Below are 20,909 nucleotides of genomic sequence, written 5' to 3'. Positions count from 1 at the left end.
AGTCGACTATTCTTCGTTAGGGTCCACCAACATGTAAGAACCATCTTCTTTCCATTTTGGCTTCCCCATAGCCAATGACTTTCCATGGTAGAATAGGTATATCCAGCCCTCCGGAGCTCCTTGCTTCCAATACTCCTTACGTTTGTCACGAGAAGCACGCCCATCAAAATCGTACTTAGCAATAAAATTTTTGAACAGCTCCTCCGGCTCCGGCAACACATCTCCACCGAAGAAGAAATGCTCTCCTCCCGTCTCGATATGGAAGGCCTGATGAAATTCGGTATGTCCGCCGTTAAGTTCATATCGGATCTCATAATTCACCATGCCGTCACCTTCCACCAAATTCAAATTGCCGCTACGCTGAATGACATCAAAAACTTCCGTCCTATAGGACGGAGAATCTGACGCATAGGCATTTTCCCACTCACCACGCTGAATAACATATTCAGCCTCTGGAAACGCTATTCGCCCTACTCCGTTTTTGAAATCCACCAGTCCTCCCGTATGATCTTTATGAAGATGCGACATAAGCACATATTTCACATCCTCAGGCTCATATCCCAATTTACGAATATTATGGTGTATTAACAATTCGTCGTTTTCCGTACGAAAACCCAATCCTGCATCACATAGTATCAATCCGTTACTCGACTCTATCAAAAATGGATGCACATGAACAAAGAGCGACCCAGGTCGGCTTTTCGGATCATCCACCTTAGGATCAAAAGGAACAAATTTTTTTGATGCATCAACGGAAAAGGAACCTTCAAATAAAGAGTAAGCTTGAATCATTCTTTTAAATAATTGTAAATATGATAGTTAGAAAAGACCTAACTAATTATCGATTGAGAGTATTAGGTTACTACACCTATAAAATGTATATTTACATACAAATATTGTGCAAAGATATGCAAAAAAGGTGGGTCCTAAAACCAAAAAATAATAGCGACAAAGTAGAGCGTTTGAAGGCGGAATTAGGTGTAAATGACATTGTTGCAAATCTTTTGGTGAGCCGCCAGATTGAAACCTTTGATCAGGCAAAACAATTTTTCAGACCTTCTTTGGAGCATCTGCACAACCCTTTCCTCATGAAGGATATGGACATCGCCATATCCCGCATCGAAAAAGCTATCGGCAACAAAGAAAAAATACTCATCTACGGAGACTATGACGTAGATGGCACCACAGCAGTATCTGTCGTTTATAGTTTTTTTCGTGCTTTCCACTCCGGCATTGAATTTTATATTCCGGACCGCTACGCGGAAGGTTATGGCATTTCTACACAAGGTATTGACTATGCTGCTGCCAAAGGCTTTTCACTTGTCATCGCCTTGGACTGTGGCATCAAAGCCATAGATAAAATAGAATACGCCAACAGTAAGGGCATAGACTTTATCATAGGAGACCATCACCTGCCCGGAGACTCCATACCTAAAGCCGTGGCTGTCCTTGACCCTAAAAGACCGGACTGCAATTATCCTTACAAAGAACTCTCCGGATGTGGTATAGGGTTTAAAATTATTCAAGCCTTCATCCTGAAAAACAATATGAATATGGAGGTGGCTTACCAATATCTGGACTTGGTAGCCGTAAGTATAGCTTCCGATATTGTCCCTATCACAGGAGAAAACAGAACCTTAACGTACTTTGGATTAAAGAAACTGAACAATAATCCTTGTATAGGTCTTAAAGCGTTGATTGATCTATCTTCCCAAAAATCAAAAAACTTCAGCGTCAATGACATAGTATTCCAGATAGGGCCACGCATCAATGCCGCAGGAAGAATAGAGCACGCTAAAGACGCTGTACACCTTCTCCTTTCCAAATCAGAAGAAGAAGCAAAGAACTACTCTTCGGCCGTAGACGATCAGAACAACCAACGTAAAGATCTTGATCTTACCATCACGAAGGAGGCCTTGCAGATTATAGAATCCTCCCATCAGAACCTTTCCCGCAAATCGACGGTGCTTTATAAGGCCGACTGGCATAAGGGCGTTATAGGTATCGTAGCATCCCGACTTACGGAAAAATACTATCGGCCTACCGTAATCCTGACAAGGACAAACGGACATATTGCTGGATCTGCCCGCTCGGTACTGGGTTTTGACTTATATGAGGCTTTGAGCGAATGCAGCGATCTCCTCGAACAGTTCGGTGGTCACAAGTATGCCGCAGGGCTTACCATGCGGGAGGAAAATATAACCCTCTTTCAAGAGCGCTTTGAGGCTGTGGTGCAACGCACCATTAAACCCGAAATGCTACAACAGGAAGTAAGCATTGATCTTGAAATACAGCTTCAAGACATTGATGCCAAACTGTTCCGCATTCTCAAACAGTTCGAACCTTTCGGCCCTCAGAATGAAGCCCCTATCTTCATGACTACCAATGTCCGTGTGTTGGGCACACCATACGTCGTAGGCAACAATCATCTTAAACTCTGTATTACACAGCATAACTCTCCAAGTTTTGACTGTATCGCTTTTGGACTGGCCGAACATTTCGACCATATAGCGATGCAAAAACCTTTCGACATCTGCTATACCATAGAAGAAAACAACTGGAGAGGTAAAAAGAATTTACAATTAAATATTAAAGCTATACGATATTAGATATATTTGCATTTAGCGGAAATATTAGTTCATGATACTTAGAGCAGAAAATCTCGTCAAGATATATAAGCAACGTACTGTTGTGAACGACGTGTCGTTTCATGTCGAACAGGGAGAAATTGTTGGGCTGCTGGGCCCCAATGGTGCCGGTAAGACCACCTCGTTCTATATGATTGTAGGCCTGATAAAGCCTAACTCGGGGCACGTATATCTCAATGACGAGGAAATTACTAAAGACGCCATGTTCAAACGTGCTCAGAAAGGTATAGGCTATCTAGCACAAGAAGCATCGGTGTTCCGCAAGCTATCGGTGGAGAACAATATTTTAGCTGTTCTGGAAATACATTATCCCAACAAGGAAGAGCGCATGGCAAAGCTGGAGGAGTTACTGACGGAATTCAGCCTCCATAGAGTAAGAAAAAATCGGGGTGACCTTCTTTCCGGGGGAGAACGCCGTCGTACGGAAATCGCCAGAGCCCTTGCCGCCAATCCTAAGTTTATCCTTCTGGACGAACCTTTCGCCGGCGTTGACCCTATCGCCGTAGAAGAAATACAGTCTATCGTTTCTAAGCTGAAAGCCAAAAATATCGGTGTGCTTATCACAGATCACAACGTGCAAGAAACCTTATCCATTACCGACAGAGCATACCTTCTTACAGAAGGTAAAATTATGCTCACCGGTAGTCCCGAAGAGATCGCAGAAAATGAAATGGCCCGTAAATTTTACTTGGGTCAGAATTTTGTATTACGTAGGAAAAAACTTTAATTTAAAGCAGTATTACAATTAAGTTATGGCCATACTCAATTCGATCTTTACTTGGATAATGCAAAAGAGAATTCATCAGATTGAACTCTTTATCAAATATCCGCATGACGTACAAGAAGAATGGTTCCAAAACTTAATTTCTGCTGCAGAAGCAACTGAGTGGGGCAAAAAATACGACTACAAAAGTATTTTTACACCCGAAGAATATAAAAACCGCGTTCCCATAAGTGACTACGACGACATCAAAGGATACGTTGACCGTATGATTAAAGGAGAGCAAAATTTGCTATGGCCTTCAGACATCAAATGGTTTGCCAAGTCGTCCGGAACAACTTCAGACCGCAGCAAATTCATCCCTGTCAGTATTGAAGCCTTGGAAGAATGCCACTACCAAGGAGGGAAAGATATGCTTACTATCTATTGCCACAACAGACCTAACAATAAGGTTTTTACGGGCAAGTCGGTGGTCATTGGAGGCTCTTCACAGATCAACAACTTCAGCCCCGACTCTTATTATGGAGACCTTTCATCTATCCTGATACGCAACCTGCCTTTCTGGGCCGAATTTCTGCGTACCCCGAACTTGGAAGTTACGCTAAATCCTAATTTCGAAGAAAAGATAGAACAGATCGCACAGCTCACCATTAAAGAAAATGTCACCAGCTTGGCGGGTGTACCAACGTGGAACATCGTCATGGCAAAACGTATCCTCGAAATCACAGGGAAAGACAATCTCTTGGAAGTGTGGCCTAATTTGGAATTCTATGGCCATGGTGGTGTGAGCTTCAAACCGTACCGTGAGCAGTTCAAACGCTTAATACCTTCCGACAACATGTATTATTTGGAAAATTATAACGCTTCGGAAGGATACTTTGGCCTGCAGGATCAGTCGGATTCGGAAGATCTGTTGCTTATGTTGGATTACGGCATATATTACGAATTCTTACCCATAGAAAACTTAAACGATGAACATCCGAAGACGTTAAGCTTAAGTGAAGTGGAAATAGGGAAAAATTATGCGTTAATCATATCCACTAATGCGGGACTATGGCGCTATAAAATCGGTGACACCATACGGTTCACCTCGCTATCGCCATACAGATTTCAAATCTCTGGACGTACAAAGCAATTCATCAACACCTTCGGAGAAGAAGTCATCGTAGATAATGCCGAGCAGGCTCTCAAGGCCGCATGTGAAGTCACTGATGCCATCATCCGTGACTATACCGCCGGTCCTGTATATTTTGGAGATAACGAGGCCGGTGCCCACGAATGGATTATAGAGTTCGAAAAACAACCGACAGATTTTAACAAATTCTGTGAGACCTTAGACAGCAAGCTTAGAGAGATAAATTCCGATTACGACGCTAAACGTTTCAAAGACCTTGCTCTTCGTAAGCCGGTAATCCACAACGCACCAGACAACACTTTCTACCTATGGATGAAATCTCGTGGCAAGTTGGGCGGACAAAACAAAGTACCTCGCCTAGCTAATGACCGTCAGTATTTGGACTCTCTGCTGAAAATCATCAACAGACCTTAATCGATTTTTTTCAACAGCTTCTTTGCCTTCTCTCCTATTTTACCTTGAGAAGAGATGGTCTGAAGAAGTCTTTTAGCCTCGGCATCATTACCTTCCTTATGGTGGCATACCGCCATATAGTAGGTTGCTTCCTCCTGAAAGATAGAGGTCCCAAAAGCTACGGGCTCTAAAGCTTTCAGCGCCTCCTTCCATTTCTTCTCTCCCACATAGGTCAAGGCTGCATAATATTGATATTGTACTACTTCGGGCTCTTCTTGAATAAGCTGATTCAACATTTTACGGGATTCCTTATAGGACTTGGCATTATATAGACGAACGGCCTCCTCGTATCGCGCTACAGCTTCCTCTCCACGCACCACCTCTGACTGCATGGCAGGAAGTTCATATAGAGAGCTATTGCTGTTCGTAAAGAAAAGGTAACCTACGACAAACAGACAGGCAGCACTCACCACAGCAATCAGCGGTTTTATCTTCTTGATAAGTGGGGTAGCCCCATCATGCGACCTTATCTCTTGTTCGGCAGCACGCAAGGAGATTCTCAAATCCTGTTCGCCCGAATTCACCCGCTTATGGATAATATCATTTACTTCACGCTGCAGATAGACCAGATTTCTGAAATCTTCATCCTCCCGCAGTTTCTGTTCAAAGGCTTGAAGTTCGTCGCCATCCAACAAACCGTCAATATAATCCTGAATCTTGTCTGTTAACTTTTCCATTGCATAAAGTCTTAAAATAAACCGCTTTCTTTTACCTTTCTGATGAGTGTAGCCATACATTCACTTTTCTTCTTCCGCAAATAGGCATAACTTATTCCCAACGCTTCCGCAATCTTTTCCTGATGTTTTTCCGTCATACATCGCTTGATAATCTGCTGACAGCTCTCACCCATTGTGTTGAGTAAAGCCATTACCCTATTCTCTTTATCCACCTTTTCCAGCATATCATCCCACTGTTTGGAGGAATCATCTTCAACATATAATACACTTTGTTCGAGATTTGTTACCGGCATACGTTGATTTTTTTTCAACGCGTTAAGCCATTTTCTTTTGCATACTATACTCAGAAAGGCCCCAAAGCTGGTCGTTAGCACGAAATCTTTCTCTTGAGCCATATGGTAAATATCTACCAAGGCCTCCTGAAAAATGTCGTAACCATCGTCTTCGGTCCCACTATTTTTCACAATGAGGGTAACAATTTGCTTAGCATATTTATTATATATTAATTGAATGCCTTTGCTGTTGTTTTCTTTTAGGTATTGTATATAAATTTGGTCTATATGCATTTAAATTGGCAATTACTTAGTAAATTTAATAATATTTCTCGTTAAACAATTATGTTAACGAACCTAAAGCCATGATAAGACTGTTACTATCACTAATATTTACCTTACTGTGCGGGCTATGTATAGCGCAGGAAAACAACCTTATTGTACAGGTAGACACCTTCGAAAGCCGTATTGAAGTGCATGAACAGGACGGCGTTTTCCAGTTTAAGCCTATTTTACGGCCACTCGTACAGATTCCAGGAGGACGGACACCCTACTATAAATATCTGTGGGACTTCGGTGACGGTCATTTCAGCACCCAGGCAGAACCCACGCATGTATATGCCAAGCCGGGACAGTATGAGGTTTCAGTATACGCCGTAAACAACTACGACTATGGTCCCAAACCCAAAAGACCAAAAAAGACTATTCAAATTAAAAGCGGCAGCTCGGCCATCGCCAAGGTATCCCCCAACTATTTCGAAGAAAATTTCTTCTCCTCGAATGGCATATTTCAGATCTACAAACTTTCCGATGCTAAACCCGGCGAAGATATGCAGTTGGTCGTGGGAATAAATACCGAAGGCCGAAAAGGGAAAATATTTATCCTCTCCAACGAAAAAGTCGCAGGGCTGGATGGCTTCAGATATGCATACCAAAGTCAATACTATAAGGAAACGATAGACTCTCTGGTACAGAAAGAGAGCCTCAACAGTATGTGGGCAAACGTAAAGCAGTCTACCTTCACCAAAACCGGAAGTCCAGACTACGGGATTAAAGAGGTCTCTACCTTCAGCTCATCCCAACAGGCTATAAACTATTTTAAAAACCTATATGGAGCCTACAACTCCATTGCTGCTTACGACGTGGATCCTTCACAAAGCGAGAAGCAGTTTTCGCTCATCAATCTAGATGTGACAGAAAATATGCTGGTAGATACCAACGCCATTGTGACGATTACAGGAGTGTTCCTTCCAGAAGACGGAATCGCCAATGTCCATCAGGTAGATATCCCTGTCGTAAAATCGCATGACCCTAACAAGATGTCGGTGCGGCCGGCACGGATGAGCTACCGCTTCCAATCTAAAAACAAAACCTTAACCTACAAGGTTCAGTTTCAAAACGATGGAGAAGGTGATGCACGCCATGTAAGGTTAGAAATGTTTCTTCCTCCCGAAGTGCGGAAAGAAACATTCCGGCTTAAATCTCTTTATCCTAAGTGTGACACCTGTGCCACCCTCAACGCCATGGGATGCTATCAATATTACATCAAAGACAATGGAACGCTGGTGTTTCATTTCAAAGATATAGCCTTGCCAGGAACAGCCTCCAAAACATTGACTGACCCGGACAGCTCCAAAGGTTTTATTCTCTTTGAAATAGACATGGAAAAGAAGAAATTCAAAAACAAATCGTTCCAGTCTTATACGGACATCTATTTTGACAACAATCCACCTATTACTACTAATATTTCGACGTCTAGATTCCGCCAGATTTGGTCACCCATAGTGACCATAGGGTCTTCAGCCACATTTGGAACGCCCAAAGAGCATACCTTAAAACACCAATTCAAGCCGGGAATTCAGCTAGGATTCGGCCTTGCTCCTATGGCTCCTTACAAGAAGCCTTTCTGGCAAGTAGAAATATATTCTTCATTCTATAATAGGGAAAGCAACACCGACCTCATCAACGAACAGGGGGTGATTGAAGTCCAAGAAAATGGAAGATATATGAAATACGAATATAGAGCTATGGACAGCACCGAAAGCAGGACCTTTGTGTCTTTTCAATTGCCTGTACAACTGCGCTATAACATAAATTCTTTTATTTCTATAGGAGGTGGAGTTTCCATACGCAAAGACATAAATACTCAAGCATCAAGCACTAAAAATTATTATTATCTTACAGCCCAAGGTACGGAAGAAAATGTGTTTACTGTAGAAAATCCAACGCTTCTAAAAGAGAACAGCTCCTGGAAATGCAATCCTTTTTTCGATATCAATGTAGGAAAAGTTTATATGGGGCCTGCTTTGGGATTCCGTGTAGCCTACGACAAAAATCAAAAAACCTATAGCGGCATTTACGGAATTTGGAGGTTTTAAAAGCTGATGTTGAGAGCTAGAGTAGCGACATTACTAACCTTACTAATATGTTTGGTTTCTTGCGAGCAGAATAAGCCCTCATCTGCTGCGCCAGAAAATGCCAAACAAAAGATTTCTTTTGAAAAATTTGAAGATATCACGGAAAACCATCCCGAACTCTATATCTCCAACCCGGATTCTTTTCTGAATAGTCTTCATCTACAGCCTCAAACGGATGAAGAAAAGGAAATCTATGCCTACGGACTGCTATACATGGCTTATAGCCTCCGCGAACAGGGAAACCATTTCAAAAGCATACAATATTACGAACGTGCGCTCAACTTTGTAAAGGAACATAGCATCCAAAACCTGGATTTTGCATTGTATATCATTAAACCTCTAGCTACCCTGTATATCCACGTAGACGACCATCAAAAAGCTATTTCCTTACTTGAAAATCTCCTGGCTGACTATCCTCCTACAGCCTATGAACAAAAAGCAGGCCTCGTCAACAATTTAGCTAATGCGTATCTGTATAACATGGATTTCGAGAAGGCCGATAGTCTGGTAACCGACATTTTACCTCATCTCAACGAATCTTTGACAAAAGCTTTGCTATACAATACTGCTTCGCAAATAAAAGAGCAGCAACAAGACACCGCCACAAGCTCTCGTTTCAACACTTTGGCAATCCGTGCTTTCGAAAAGCATAAACTATACGGAGACACATTGGTATGGTACTGCTCTGCACTGACACAAGCTGCCGAACTAAACAACAATATATCCCAAGCACAAAAATCTATAGATATTCTGGAGAGACACTTTCCTCACTCACAATATCGTACAAAGGGCAATGCCTGCCTCAGCCTTGCCAACATTTATCTCGCGCTAAAGAATTGGGGAAATGCCCTTCAGCAGTATAAACTTTCCGCAGCACATTTCCGAAAAAGTGGTGAAAAATATGTATTGGATTACAAATACACTTATGCTCTGCTGGGACAGGCAAGATGCTTCGCTCGGCAAAAAATACTGGACTCAGCCTTCTACTATTACGAGTGGGCAATAGAAAACGATTTCCGTACACAGCAGCTGATTACAAGTGCACAGGATCAGATACGCAACAACAGATGGAATAAAGATATTCTCGAAGAGCTTATTGCCTTATATCTAAGCGCTCCTTCGTTACCACAACAAACGTATGTCGAAACCCTATTATGGTGTATTGAGCTGAGCAAGGCACGTCTCCTCATCAACGAGATTCACCGCTCCGACCAATGGACAGCTGCAGATGATAAACTGAAAGAGGCTCTACAGCAAATCAGACTGCTCTACCAACAGTACGACGCGACGGTAGACCCTAAATTGCGAAATGCCTACCTCGTGGAAATAGAGAAACTAAAGACGGACTTTCAGCTGTCGGAACGCTACTTCGAAAAAATTCATTTCAACCCTAAAAAAGAAGACTTTCTACAAAGGGTTCAGCAAACCGACAACAGCTATTATGCTTACTATATCCATAAAGACAACAAAATAAGCATCCTTAATTCGTCGAGAAAAAAGATATCTTTCTATCAAGTGAATGACACCTCCTTTCTCTCTAAAATCGAACTTTTAAAGAAAGAATATTTCGGTGACTCTCCTAATTCCTACAATAACAACCCTACCAAATACAGAGAAGAAAGCAGTAGCATAGCCAAGCGTTTGTTGCCCAACCTGCCAGAAACAGAATGCAATATTTTCCTATCATTGGACGGCTCTCTTTATGGCCTACCTTTCGATGCTTTATATCACCACAACAGCTTTCTGGTGCAACAATACAACATGGCTTATCTCAATTCCTTCTTACTTTTCGATTTCCTGCACCATAGGGAAGAAGCACAAAAAGCTGCCGTAGCAGTATTCTATAGGTCGGATTACCCTTCTCCGCTGCCTAAGCTTCCTTTTGTAAATCAAGAGGTCAAAAATCTGAAAAAGACATTCAAAACGGAGTCTTACTCCCCTTTGCAACAAAACGACAAGTCGTTAAAACAGGCCTTCAACAGGTCCAACCTTATTCATATTGCAGCACACACCATTTTGGATAGCACCGAAGCTCCTTACCTCTATCTACATCAACCTATTTCCATCAATCAGCTACGATTCTACGAGATAAAGACACCATTGGTATTTCTTTCGGCATGTAATACGGGAAGCGGCAAGCCTTTACCGTCAGAAGGCACAGCTAGCATACAGCGTGTTTTTTTAAGCAAAAATGTTCCCTCGGTTATATCTACCTATTGGTTTGCCAACGATGAAGCAATGCTGCAGCTGACGGCTAAATTCTATGATCAGCTAAAAAAATGTCCTTACCCCATGGAAGCATTGGCCGAAGCCAAAAGGCAGTATCTTAAGGAGGGCGGTGTGCTACAGGCCAATCCATGGTATTGGGCTAATATCAATTATACCGGCATAAATAACGAAGTAGGCTTGAAAGAAACTTCAAACCTACTTCCGCTAGCTTGTGTGATTTCTATGACCTTACTTGGTCTGTTTTTCCTTCGTCGCAAACTCACAAAGGTTTGATGGCTCTATCATAGAGATAGACAAAGAATCCCAAAATAAACTTCCCTATCACAATCCATTTTCTTTTAAGCTTGCGATACCCTTTCCCTCTATACATGTTTTTCATAATTAGGTAGTTAGATAATTATAATTGATTAATGATATTCTAAGATTTTAATTTCTGTACGGCGATTAATCTGATGTTCTTGTTCCGAACATTGTACCCCATTACCACATCTATTTAAAAGGCGCTTCTCTCCATACCCTTTAGCAACTACACGAGAAGCAGATATTCCTTTCGACACAATATATTTTACTGCTGCATCGGCACGGCGTTGTGACAGCTTGAGGTTATAGTCGTCGTTACCACGGCTATCTGTATGCGAAGATAGTTCTATTTTCAAAGTAGGATTCTGCTTCAGGATAGCGACAACATTATCCAATACCAAGGCCGCATCCGGACGTATGTCACTCTTGTCGAAATCATAGAATATATTTTTTAGTACGAATTCTGCATCGTTTTTCAATTCACATACGCCTAATTTCAGGGTTACGTATAGTGTCTGACTACGATCAAGTCCTTTAGTACTTACAAATTCAGTCTGCGAATAACGTCCTTGTTGGTTAGCCACGACGCTATAGTCGCTATTCTGCTCCAATTGATAGATAAATTTACCTTCAGCGTCTGAAATTTGACTTACATTCATCTTAGTTTCTGTATTGGTCAAAACGGTAGATATGTTAGGCAAATTACGTTGAAGATCGCAATCGAAAGTTTCTCCGATCAGCGTAAATCTAGGGTCATCGTGGTATATCTCTCGGAGAATGGTGCCTGCAGAGCCCTGAAAATCTTCGGCACTAAGATATAAAATTGGAGTCTTAATTCCATTCTTTTCCCCTATCACTTCATAATTTCCAGGTTTGATAGCAACAACCTTATTGGCCTGACCATTAGCATCAGTAATAGAGCGCTCTTCTATTCCCTCTCCCACAATACTTACTGTCACTCCACTTAACGCGAGTTGTGTCTGCTTATCTTTAACCACGATTTGCAAATCTTTATTTTGGATGACAGGTTTTACCTCATCATATTTTAGCGGTCTTGAAGGCACTGCTTCCCACTGTCCTTTGCCGAAAGCATATTTCAGTCCTACTCCTGCATTCAACGTCTGATGTACGGTATACTCTACCGTTTTGGCATCCAAAAAGTAATGATTACCATGATGTATCACTTCGGTAGTAGCTGTTATAGGGTTTTCCGCATCAGCTTTGAACTCTTCGGTAGTAAAGCGGCTTTCTTTACTACCAAACTTGGATCCCAATGCCTGCACATAGTCTACATGGACATAAGCACCAAACTGAGGTGTAAACATGTAATTGAAACGCAATCCCGCCAATGCTGCCCATGAATTAGCTTTGTTGGAAGCGTCATTTACTGTCTTCAGCACATCCACGCTGGTCACTCCACGTGTATCCTTATAAGTCAGGGTGGTCACAAATTCTGGAAAAGACTGCAGCATAACACCTCCACGGAGGTAAGCTTCCACATGAAAACGGTTGTCCGTAAAACGATAGGTAGGCCCTAACGAAAACACGAAATCTTCAAACCGCTTTTTACTCGCATAGTGTGTGGATATCATACCATTAAGGAAGGCCACGCTTTCGTTTTTGGCAACCCTATTATAGATGTATCGAGCATCTATACCCAATCCTAAGCGGTTACCCGAGAAATATTTGTCCATAAATATTCCACCGTGATACCCCATCTTGGTGTCGACTATATTTTTATATTTATTTAAAGGGCTGGAAGCTCCTCCAAAGATTCCCACTTGGAAATCTCCTTTACTTTGCTGAGCTAACGCATAAAATGCAAATCCTATTAACATTAATGCAAGTAGATATTTTTTCATAGTCATAGATTTTAGTTAGCAATCTGTTTTCTTTACCTATATATCAACGGCTATGAGAAAATGTTACCCACATATTTAAAATTTAAATAAGTAGCTCTAAATCTTTTTTTTTAACTTGCATTCCAATTAAAAACAAATAAGAGAAATGAGCGCGACAGAACAGTTTTCAATTCGCGTAGAGCCAACACAATCTTCAAGACTCTCGCAAGTAGACTTCAACAACTTAAAATTCGGACAAATCATGTCAGACCACATGCTGGTCGCAGAATATGACAACGGTAGATGGGAAGACGTCAGCATCGTCCCTTACGGTGACCTGACTATTAGTCCGTCGATGTCTGCCTTGCACTATGGTCAAGCTATCTTCGAAGGTATAAAAGCATATAAATTTGAAGATGGAACGGTCAGCATCTTCCGCCCGGACAAAAACTGGGAGCGTTTCAACCGCTCTGCAGCACGTCTTCAGATGCCGGAAGTTCCGGAAGAAATCTTCCTAGGAGGACTTAAAAAACTGTTGGACATAGACCGTGATTGGGTACCTTCAAAGGAAGGAACATCGCTATATATCCGCCCGTTTATGTTTGCTACAGAAGCTGCATTAGGAGTACATCCTTCGGCATCTTACAAGTTTGTCATTATCACATGTCCTGTAGGAGCGTACTACAGTAAGCCAATATCATTGAAAGTAGAGACGCATTATACACGCGCGGCAGAAGGTGGTGTAGGTTTCTCAAAAAATGCAGGGAACTATGCTCTTTCATTATATCCTACGCAGATTGCCAACGACGAAGGATATGACCAAATCATGTGGACCGACGCAAAAGAACATAAATACATTGAAGAGGCAGGCACAGCCAACCTTATCTTCCGTATCGGTGATGCCATCATAACCCCTCATGGAGACACCATTCTTCACGGTGTGACCAGAAGAACTATCATGGAACTTGCCGAAAAATGGGGATACAAAGCCGAGCAACGCAAAGTGTCCGTGAAAGAGCTTATTGATGGCATAGAAGCCGGCGTGGTGTCAGAAGCTTTTGCGGCAGGAACTGCAGCTACCATCACCCACATCGACCGTATAGGATTTGAAGGCAAAGATTACACACTACCGCCTGTAGAAGGCCGTGAGTTCTCTAATAAGGTGTTAGATTACCTTAATCAGCTTCGTTACGGAAAAATTGAGGATCCTTTCGGATGGAATTTCATTGTTTAATTTAGTATATATCAACAAAAAGACCTTCTTAATCCGGAAGGTCTTTTTTTATGCTTTGCTCTAGAAAATCAATTATCCTATTGAGGTCTTTTGGCTCAAACCAAGTTGTATTACCATACTTCTTAAACCACGTTATCTGCCTTTTGGCATAACGGCGTGAGTTCTGCTTGATTTTATCCACTGCTTCTTCCAAAGATATCTTTCCATCTAGATAGTCAAAAAGCTCACAATAGCCTACCGTCAGCAGTGCCGGCTTATGACGATAAGGCCTGAGCGCAGTTACTTCATCCAACAGCCCTGCCTTCATCATCTTATCTACCCTTTGATTAATTCGTTCATAGAGCTTTTCTCTGTCCATATTTAATCCTACGGTGATGATGCGGAAAGGTCTTGCTTGGGTCTGTCTCCTCTGGAAGAAGGAAATGGGATGGCCCGTAGCTTCATAGACCTCCAAAGCTCGGATGACGCGCTGAGGGTTATCTGTATCTGCTACGGCATAATATTCAGGATCTATCTCTTTGAGCTTCTTTTTCAGGGGTTCCAAGCCATGCTCTTCAAAAGTGCGGTTCAGCGCCTCTCGGATACCTTCGGGAGCTTTCGGAAGGTCGTCCAGCCCTTCGCATACCGCACGTACAAAAAGCCCCGACCCTCCCACCATGACCACCACATCTTTGGTTTGGAAAAGTTTATCCAGAAGTGTGAGGGCATCACGTTCGAAATCTCCTGCAGAATAGTCTTGCTCTATGGAGTGAGAATCAATAAAATGATGCTTGACAGCTTTCAACTCTTCGGTATCCGGCTTTGCTGTACCTATGCTCATCTCCCGATAGAACTGCCGTGAGTCTGCCGAAACAATTTCTGTCCGGAAATGCTGGGCCAATAAAATAGCCGTAGCTGTTTTGCCTACAGCTGTAGGCCCCACCACTACGACTAAAGTTTTCTTATTTTCTGTAGAAGATAACATCAACGATTAATAGTCGTCCTCTCCAAAGCCGAATTCCTGCTGTTCGTCTTCTCCTTCTTCCTCTTCATCTTCCATTACATCGTAATCGTCTTCTTCATCCACCCCATATTGTTCGGCCGATTCTTCTTCAATATAATCTTCGTCCTCTAAATCTTCCGATAGCGGGAAATTAGCCGCAGGAGCCAACTTTGGTGCCTGTCCTACAGAACGGAACACCGAAGGGTATTCTTTTCCTTCTTCCTCTTTAAGAATCTTGATTAATTCCACGTGGAAATCATATGGCCTGTCAAAATTGTAGATATAATAAAACTTCTGATGTGGGTCTTCGATAAACTTACTCAGACGGATATCTTCCATAATCAATACACCTGCTTCCTTTTTACGTTCGGCAGGAAGGTGAGCGATTTCCGTTCCTTTTTTCCACTGATCATTACTCACATAAAATGATGACGGTACCTCCGGATTATATCCAGTAGTTTTGTGTATCTGTCGGTGTAAATCCAAGAATGTACCTTTAGCAGGCATATCTATATCGCGATACACGTCTTCGTAATCTTCGAATGCTACTCTAAATCTGTAAACTGCCATATGCTATCAATAGACGTAAGTCTGTTTTGGTTTGTTGTATAAAATTATAAATTATTTCGTTGTCTCTAAAGACAATATTTGCTTGGGCTCTATATTCATGGACTTGGCCTTTTCCAACATAAACTCGTAGGCCGCTTTACGTTCGTTAGGGATTTCCCCTTCGAGGATAGCCTCCCGGATAGCATTCTTGATGATACCCACCTGTCTGCTTGGTCCCAATCCAAAAACATGCATAATATCCTCTCCACTTACTGGCGGTTGCCAGTTGCGTAGGTGGTCACGTTCTTCCACATCTTTGAGCTTCTGCTTTACCAACTCAAAGTTTTCGCGGTATTTTTTCTTCTTATACTCATTTTTTGTAGTCACGTCTGCATGACATAGCAACATCAATGCATCAATGTCGTCTCCGGCCTCAAAAAGCAACCTACGTACAGCCGAGTCAGTCACAATATCTTGTGCCAGCACGATAGGTCTTAAATGCAGCTGTACCAGCTTCTGTACAAACTTCATCTTCTCATTAAGAGGTAACTTCATTTCGGCAAAAAGCTTGGGCACCATACGTGCTCCTTTCTCCTCATGGCCATGGAATGTCCATCCTATACGTTTGTCAAAACGTTTGGTGACCGGTTTGGCAATATCGTGCATGATAGCCGCCCAACGCAACCACAAATCGTCCGACATCTCGGCTACATTATCCAATACTTCCAATGTATGATAGAAATTATCCTTATGCCCTTTGCCGTCGATATATTCCACCCCGTGGAGATTGGCCATGGCTGGAAATATATAATGCAAAAGCCCCGTATCGAAAAGATATCTAAATCCTATAGAAGGCTTAGGCGCTAAAATAATTTTATTAAGTTCGTCGGTGATACGTTCCTTAGAGATAATCTTGATGCGCTCCTTATTATACACAATAGCTTGGATAGCCTTCATGTCGATTTTGAAGTTGAGCTGTGTGGCAAAGCGTATGGCGCGCATCATGCGCAAAGGATCATCAGAGAAGGTTTGGTTAGGATCTAACGGTGTACGAATAATTCTATTTTCGATGTCCGAAAGACCTCCAAATGGATCTAATAACTGGCCGTAGGTGGCGCTGTTCAAAGAATAAGCCATAGCATTGATGGTGAAGTCCCGGCGATTTTGATCATCCTGCAAGGTGCCATCCTCCACGATAGGCTTTCGCGAATCCCTACGGTAAGACTCTTTACGTGCTCCTACGAACTCAACATCCAATCCTTCGTACACTAACATGGCTGTCCCAAAAGATTTGTAGACGGCAACCTTCGTGTGTAATTGTTCGCCCAATTTGGTAGCAAACTCGATACCCGAACCGATTACCAAAATGTCTATATCATTCTTAAAGGGACGCCCCATAATTCTATCGCGCACATATCCTCCAATCACATATACTTCTGTGTTTGTTTTATCTGCTAAATCTCGGATGATAGAAAATATCGGATGTTGTAATTCTTCACTCATAACGCACGTATAGGTCCTGCCAACCTATTTCCATTGGCAAAAATACTTAAATAAAAAGAGATACCGAAAATAAACGGGCTTCTGCCTTACCTGTTAATCTTTATCCTTAGAAAGTTTGTGGAAAGACAACGGGTTCTCTAACAGTTCGCTAAGTTCGCGTCTGTTTCGTACAATATGTATAGCGGCAAAAATAGCTTCCAAGAAAGACTCATGAGACGCCATGTTCTTCCCTGCGATATCATATCCTGTGCCGTGGTCCGGCGACGTACGTACAATAGGTAGCCCCGCAGTAAAGTTTACTCCTTTTCTGTTGGCAATATGCTTAAATGGGATTAACCCCTGATCATGGTACATGGCCAATACCCCATCAAACTTCTTGTAGGTGCTTCCAGCAAAGAATCCGTCGGCAGGGTAAGGCCCCATACATAGAATTCCCTCTTCTCTCGCCTTCTCTATAGCCGGAACAATAATGTCATTGTCTTCATGACCGATAACGCCGTTGTCTCCGGCATGAGGGTTAAGCCCTAACACGGCAATCTTAGGCTTTTGGATCCAGAAGTCTTTCTTCAGCGAGTCGTTCATAAGACGTAGCTTCTTAAGGATTGCCTCTTCCGTAATGTTTGTTGCCACTTCCTTCACCGGAATATGTCCTGTCACCACGCCGATACGTAGGTCTTCACACAGCATGAACATCAACACGTCATCCGCATTGGTACGGCTCTGAAGGTACTCGGTATGTCCAGGAAAATTGAAGCTCTCGCTCTGAATATTATGTTTATTAATAGGAGCTGTCACCAGCGCATCTATCTTGCCTGCCAAAAGATCGTCTACCGCTCTCTCCAAAGAGATGAAAGCATACTTGCCACCAATCTCATTTTCCTCTCCCAGCGTAATTTTGACATCTTCCTGCCAGCAGTTTATCAAATTAGGACGTTTAGGATTAGCTTGATCCACATCGTTAATAACGTTGAAGCTAAAGTCCGTAATATTATTTGCTTTACGATGAAATGAAGCATTCTTGGTATTACCATAGACTATGGGTGTAAAATAATCCAACACACGATTGTCCAACAGGGATTTGATAATCACTTCGAACCCTATACCGTTTAAGTCTCCTACGCTAATACCAATTTTATATTTTTCACTCATCTTTATGGCAATTTTTAGTAACCAAAAATAGGAAAAAATAAATAAAGTAGAAGCTCCTTAGCCAAGTATAGTTTATCAGACTTTCATATAAAAAATCTTTTTACACTATTCTGCTTTTTACTTAGTAATTTTGGCCTATAGAAATTAGCATGAGTACAGTACGCGCAAAAAAACATTTAGGGCAACACTTTTTGAATGACAAAAATGCTGCTAAACGCATAGCCGATGCGTTAGACCCTTCCTTAGGTTTCACCCAAGTATTAGAAGTAGGGCCCGGCATGGGCGTGCTGTCCGACTTTCTTTTAGAGAAAGAAGAGTTTGAAACGTTTTTGATAGATATAGACGACGAATCCATCACTTACCTACAGGATAAATATCCCCAATTGGGAGACAGACTTATCCATGGCGACTTCCTAACATTGGATTTCAACCAATACTTCGGGGAGAAGATGGCCGTTATCGGTAACTATCCTTACAACATCTCGTCACAGATTCTATTCAAAATATTGGAAGAAAGAGACCGGGTGATGCAGATGGCGGGCATGTTCCAGAAAGAGGTAGCCCAACGTTGCGTAGCACAGCCCGGCACCAAAGAGTATGGCATCATTTCGGTATTTTTACAGGCCTATTATGATGTGGAATATTTGTTTACGGTAAAGGCGGGAGCGTTCAATCCTCCTCCTAAAGTACTTTCGGGCGTAATGCGCATGACACGCAACAACGTCACCGACTTGGGATGCGACGAAGCCCTCTTCTGGAAGGTGGTGAAAGCAGGCTTCAACCAGCGTCGCAAAACATTGCGCAATGCGTTGTCCTCCATCATCACCAAAGATAAAATGAGCAACAACCCGTTATACGACCTTAGAGCTGAACGATTGACAGTACAGGATTTTGTTGATTTGACCAACGATATCGCACAGACTAAATAAAATAATAAACCACCGAGAAGGCATGAATATCCTTATAGTTGACTATGTACATTCCATCCTTTTGGACAAGTTTGATCAAGCAGGAATAGCCTATAGCTACCGGCCCGAAATCACACGCAAAGAGGCTGAAGAAATTATTGAAGATTATTCAGGCCTTATCATCCGTTCCAAATTTCAAGTCGATGAAGCCTTCATCAACCGTGGTAAAACACTGAAACTTATCGGAAGGGCTGGCGCGGGAATGGACAACATAGACGAAGAATATGCTGCAGCAAAGGGAATTCAACTTTTTCCAGCCAATGAAGGTAACTGTGACGCCGTAGGAGAACATATGATAGGCATGCTACTGAGTTTGATGAACAACCTCTTCCGTAGCAATACCGAAATACGGCAAGGGCTGTGGCGCCGCGAAGAAAATAGAGGTTACGAACTTAAAGGAAGAACCGTAGGTCTTATAGGTTATGGCCACAATGGCAGAGCCATGGCCAAGAAACTTTCCGGCTTTGACGTGAAGGTTTTGGCATACGACAAATATAAGACAGCATTTTCCGATGCCTATGCTCAGGAAGCAACCATGGAGCTTATTGCTTCTGAAGCAGACATTATAAGTTTTCATATCCCTTTGACCAAAGAAACAAAAGGAATGGTGGATGACAGCTATTTGGAACAGTTTCGGAAGCCTATTTTCTTCCTTATGGGTGCCCGAGGCCCTATAGTGGATATTCCTTCTATTCTAAGAGCTTTGGATAAAGGAAAAATCTTAGGTGCTGCCTTCGACGTGCTGCCCGTAGAAAAATTCCCTAAACTTGCAGAACAAGAATGGTATCAGGATTTGATTTCCAGAGACAATGTCTTATTGAGTCCTCATGTTGCAGGGTGGACCTTCGAAAGCTATTTCAAACTATCGGATATCCTAGCCGACAAGATTATTGCTTACCTGAACAGCCAATAGACAAATAAGATATTGTAAGACCAGAATGAGATCCAAGAGATAGACTCTCAAAAAAGACGCTCCTTCTTTGAAAATGACGGTTCTGAAGAGAATCAAAACCAATACGTCACATCCAATCAGGCTAAGACGTACCGAAAGCATAGTAGGCATGAACCACACAGCCCAAAGGTGCAATAAAGCTAAGGCATAACACAAACCTATAGCACGCTCCTTGCCCAAAGCTAGAGGAACAGTCTTCAGATGATAATATGAGTCCTGCGACATATCGCGTATATCAAAAGGTAAAGTAACCAACAACATAAATAGAAACTTGCTGGCCAGCAAAAATGTCAATAGAGAACCATCCAACGTTTCAGAACCTGACTTAGCCTCTACAAAAACCAATCCTACGGTGCTCAGCGTCCATATCAGTGCAATATGAAATATCTTCAGGTAAGCCATATGCCTAAAACCTTTGCGAACTCCATTGATATTAAAAACAGGAAGCACATACGCCAAACTTAGCATGCCGATAAAGAGGAGGAAAAGAAAGGTCATCCCATGTACCTGCAAAAGAGCATAGCCCATCGAAAGGGCAGCTACCAAAGATAAAATCCAAAATACCGGCATATTTCCAAACACCCATCTGGTCCTCTCGTACGGAGACTCTTTATAGCGTTGAGGTTTGGAAAGCCAAAGACTCAAATTATATAGCAAAAGAGTAGATGAAAACTCCAAAATAACCACATGAATATTGTATGGGACACCAAAAATCTGATAGCTTAACAGCACCTGTGAGGCGGCAGCCATAGCTATCAAAAGATTAGTAAAAATCAAAAATTTCCATACTCTTTTTACAATATTCATAACAAAAGGGTGTTTCCGCAGAACAAATATTACAAATTATACATACTTACTATTAGCATATATTCACAAAAA

Annotated in this window: 17 protein-coding genes; 8 read left to right on the top strand and 9 right to left on the bottom strand. The window is 42.1% G+C overall.

Going from position 1 to position 20,909, the window contains the following annotated elements:
• Nucleotides 1-6 precede the first annotated feature (6 nt).
• Nucleotides 7-792 (bottom strand): MBL fold metallo-hydrolase, encoded by a 786-nt coding sequence (locus tag ABD873_RS08015; protein WP_345067018.1) that lies wholly within the window; start codon nucleotides 790-792, stop codon nucleotides 7-9.
• A 116-nt stretch (nucleotides 793-908) separates the two neighbouring features.
• Here ABD873_RS08015 and recJ point away from each other — a divergent pair, with 116 nt between their 5' ends.
• The 3 genes from recJ to ABD873_RS08000 are packed head-to-tail and all read left to right on the top strand — an operon-like array spanning nucleotide 909 to nucleotide 4,918.
• Nucleotides 909-2,609 (top strand): single-stranded-DNA-specific exonuclease RecJ, encoded by a 1,701-nt coding sequence (gene recJ / locus ABD873_RS08010; protein ID WP_345067015.1) that lies wholly within the window; start codon nucleotides 909-911, stop codon nucleotides 2,607-2,609.
• A 31-nt stretch (nucleotides 2,610-2,640) separates the two neighbouring features.
• Nucleotides 2,641-3,375 carry an LPS export ABC transporter ATP-binding protein gene (gene lptB, locus ABD873_RS08005; protein WP_039053724.1) on the top strand — a complete coding sequence of 245 codons (735 nt, stop codon included), beginning with the start codon at nucleotides 2,641-2,643 and terminating at the stop codon, nucleotides 3,373-3,375.
• Nucleotides 3,376-3,400: 25 nt separating this feature from the next.
• Nucleotides 3,401-4,918 carry a GH3 auxin-responsive promoter family protein gene (locus ABD873_RS08000; RefSeq protein WP_345067010.1) on the top strand — a complete coding sequence of 506 codons (1,518 nt, stop codon included), beginning with the start codon at nucleotides 3,401-3,403 and terminating at the stop codon, nucleotides 4,916-4,918.
• Here the strand turns inward: ABD873_RS08000 and ABD873_RS07995 are convergent.
• Together ABD873_RS07995 and ABD873_RS07990 are read right to left on the bottom strand one after the other, a co-directional pair.
• On the bottom strand, nucleotides 4,915-5,634 hold the full coding sequence (locus ABD873_RS07995) for a hypothetical protein (RefSeq protein WP_345067007.1): 720 nt from the start codon (nucleotides 5,632-5,634) through the stop codon (nucleotides 4,915-4,917). The genes ABD873_RS08000 and ABD873_RS07995 overlap by 4 nt on opposite strands.
• 11 nt (nucleotides 5,635-5,645) lie before the next feature.
• Nucleotides 5,646-6,200, bottom strand: coding sequence for an RNA polymerase sigma factor (locus tag ABD873_RS07990; RefSeq protein WP_039053727.1), 555 nt, complete (start codon nucleotides 6,198-6,200; stop codon nucleotides 5,646-5,648).
• Between the two features lie 71 nt (nucleotides 6,201-6,271).
• On the opposite strand from ABD873_RS07990, the gene ABD873_RS07985 reads away from it, so the two are divergent.
• Entirely contained in the window at nucleotides 6,272-8,284 is a 2,013-nt protein-coding gene (locus tag ABD873_RS07985; RefSeq protein WP_345067003.1) for a DUF7849 domain-containing protein, read from the top strand.
• A gap of 6 nt (nucleotides 8,285-8,290) precedes the next feature.
• Nucleotides 8,291-10,825, top strand: coding sequence for a CHAT domain-containing protein (locus tag ABD873_RS07980; RefSeq protein ID WP_345067000.1), 2,535 nt, complete (start codon nucleotides 8,291-8,293; stop codon nucleotides 10,823-10,825).
• Between the two features lie 134 nt (nucleotides 10,826-10,959).
• On the opposite strand, the gene ABD873_RS07975 is transcribed toward ABD873_RS07980, so the two are convergent.
• Nucleotides 10,960-12,714, bottom strand: a complete 1,755-nt coding sequence (locus tag ABD873_RS07975; protein ID WP_345066997.1) for an OmpA family protein — start codon at nucleotides 12,712-12,714, stop codon at nucleotides 10,960-10,962.
• A gap of 145 nt (nucleotides 12,715-12,859) precedes the next feature.
• Between ABD873_RS07975 and ABD873_RS07970 the strand changes: the two genes are divergently transcribed.
• Nucleotides 12,860-13,927: a branched-chain amino acid aminotransferase gene (locus ABD873_RS07970; RefSeq protein WP_345066994.1), complete on the top strand. Its 1,068-nt coding sequence runs from the start codon at nucleotides 12,860-12,862 to the stop codon at nucleotides 13,925-13,927.
• A gap of 28 nt (nucleotides 13,928-13,955) precedes the next feature.
• Here the strand turns inward: ABD873_RS07970 and miaA are convergent, their stop codons facing one another.
• The 4 genes from miaA to pdxA all read right to left on the bottom strand — a co-directional run bounded on the left by miaA (nucleotide 13,956) and on the right by pdxA (nucleotide 18,110).
• Entirely contained in the window at nucleotides 13,956-14,891 is a 936-nt protein-coding gene (gene miaA / locus ABD873_RS07965) for a tRNA (adenosine(37)-N6)-dimethylallyltransferase MiaA (protein WP_345066991.1), read from the bottom strand.
• Nucleotides 14,892-14,897: 6 nt separating this feature from the next.
• Nucleotides 14,898-15,479, bottom strand: coding sequence for an IS1096 element passenger TnpR family protein (locus ABD873_RS07960; protein WP_345066989.1), 582 nt, complete (start codon nucleotides 15,477-15,479; stop codon nucleotides 14,898-14,900).
• Nucleotides 15,480-15,530: 51 nt separating this feature from the next.
• Nucleotides 15,531-16,961 (bottom strand): CCA tRNA nucleotidyltransferase, encoded by a 1,431-nt coding sequence (locus tag ABD873_RS07955; RefSeq protein ID WP_039052666.1) that lies wholly within the window; start codon nucleotides 16,959-16,961, stop codon nucleotides 15,531-15,533.
• A 93-nt stretch (nucleotides 16,962-17,054) separates the two neighbouring features.
• A complete protein-coding gene (gene pdxA / locus ABD873_RS07950; RefSeq protein ID WP_039052665.1) occupies nucleotides 17,055-18,110 on the bottom strand; it encodes a 4-hydroxythreonine-4-phosphate dehydrogenase PdxA in 1,056 nt (351 codons plus the stop codon).
• Between the two features lie 149 nt (nucleotides 18,111-18,259).
• On the opposite strand from pdxA, the gene rsmA reads away from it, so the two are divergent.
• Together rsmA and ABD873_RS07940 are read left to right on the top strand one after the other, a co-directional pair.
• Nucleotides 18,260-19,039 carry a 16S rRNA (adenine(1518)-N(6)/adenine(1519)-N(6))-dimethyltransferase RsmA gene (gene rsmA / locus ABD873_RS07945; RefSeq protein WP_345066984.1) on the top strand — a complete coding sequence of 260 codons (780 nt, stop codon included), beginning with the start codon at nucleotides 18,260-18,262 and terminating at the stop codon, nucleotides 19,037-19,039.
• A gap of 22 nt (nucleotides 19,040-19,061) precedes the next feature.
• Nucleotides 19,062-19,991: an NAD(P)-dependent oxidoreductase gene (locus tag ABD873_RS07940; protein ID WP_345066981.1), complete on the top strand. Its 930-nt coding sequence runs from the start codon at nucleotides 19,062-19,064 to the stop codon at nucleotides 19,989-19,991.
• Here the strand turns inward: ABD873_RS07940 and ABD873_RS07935 are convergent.
• Nucleotides 19,953-20,837, bottom strand: coding sequence for a UbiA prenyltransferase family protein (locus tag ABD873_RS07935; protein WP_345066978.1), 885 nt, complete (start codon nucleotides 20,835-20,837; stop codon nucleotides 19,953-19,955). The two genes, ABD873_RS07940 and ABD873_RS07935, sit on opposite strands and share 39 nt — an antisense overlap.
• Nucleotides 20,838-20,909 lie beyond the last annotated feature (72 nt).

Origin of the sequence: Sphingobacterium thermophilum, from assembly GCF_039541675.1 — a bacterium.
GTDB classification, from domain to species: Bacteria; Bacteroidota; Bacteroidia; order Sphingobacteriales; family Sphingobacteriaceae; genus Sphingobacterium; species Sphingobacterium thermophilum.
This window is presented reverse-complemented; position numbering and strand designations above follow the sequence as displayed.

Excerpts from the sequence above, each read along its gene's own strand:
- ABD873_RS08015 (WP_345067018.1), bottom strand. The coding sequence starts at position 792 with ATGATTCAAGCTTACTCTTTATTTGAAGGTTCCTTTTCCGTTGATGCA.
- recJ (WP_345067015.1), top strand. The coding sequence starts at position 909 with ATGCAAAAAAGGTGGGTCCTAAAACCAAAAAATAATAGCGACAAAGTA.
- lptB (WP_039053724.1), top strand. The coding sequence starts at position 2,641 with ATGATACTTAGAGCAGAAAATCTCGTCAAGATATATAAGCAACGTACT.
- ABD873_RS08000 (WP_345067010.1), top strand. The coding sequence starts at position 3,401 with ATGGCCATACTCAATTCGATCTTTACTTGGATAATGCAAAAGAGAATT.
- ABD873_RS07995 (WP_345067007.1), bottom strand. The coding sequence starts at position 5,634 with ATGGAAAAGTTAACAGACAAGATTCAGGATTATATTGACGGTTTGTTG.
- ABD873_RS07990 (WP_039053727.1), bottom strand. The coding sequence starts at position 6,200 with ATGCATATAGACCAAATTTATATACAATACCTAAAAGAAAACAACAGC.
- ABD873_RS07985 (WP_345067003.1), top strand. The coding sequence starts at position 6,272 with ATGATAAGACTGTTACTATCACTAATATTTACCTTACTGTGCGGGCTA.
- ABD873_RS07980 (WP_345067000.1), top strand. The coding sequence starts at position 8,291 with ATGTTGAGAGCTAGAGTAGCGACATTACTAACCTTACTAATATGTTTG.
- ABD873_RS07975 (WP_345066997.1), bottom strand. The coding sequence starts at position 12,714 with ATGAAAAAATATCTACTTGCATTAATGTTAATAGGATTTGCATTTTAT.
- ABD873_RS07970 (WP_345066994.1), top strand. The coding sequence starts at position 12,860 with ATGAGCGCGACAGAACAGTTTTCAATTCGCGTAGAGCCAACACAATCT.
- miaA (WP_345066991.1), bottom strand. The coding sequence starts at position 14,891 with ATGTTATCTTCTACAGAAAATAAGAAAACTTTAGTCGTAGTGGTGGGG.
- ABD873_RS07960 (WP_345066989.1), bottom strand. The coding sequence starts at position 15,479 with ATGGCAGTTTACAGATTTAGAGTAGCATTCGAAGATTACGAAGACGTG.
- ABD873_RS07955 (WP_039052666.1), bottom strand. The coding sequence starts at position 16,961 with ATGAGTGAAGAATTACAACATCCGATATTTTCTATCATCCGAGATTTA.
- pdxA (WP_039052665.1), bottom strand. The coding sequence starts at position 18,110 with ATGAGTGAAAAATATAAAATTGGTATTAGCGTAGGAGACTTAAACGGT.
- rsmA (WP_345066984.1), top strand. The coding sequence starts at position 18,260 with ATGAGTACAGTACGCGCAAAAAAACATTTAGGGCAACACTTTTTGAAT.
- ABD873_RS07940 (WP_345066981.1), top strand. The coding sequence starts at position 19,062 with ATGAATATCCTTATAGTTGACTATGTACATTCCATCCTTTTGGACAAG.
- ABD873_RS07935 (WP_345066978.1), bottom strand. The coding sequence starts at position 20,837 with ATGAATATTGTAAAAAGAGTATGGAAATTTTTGATTTTTACTAATCTT.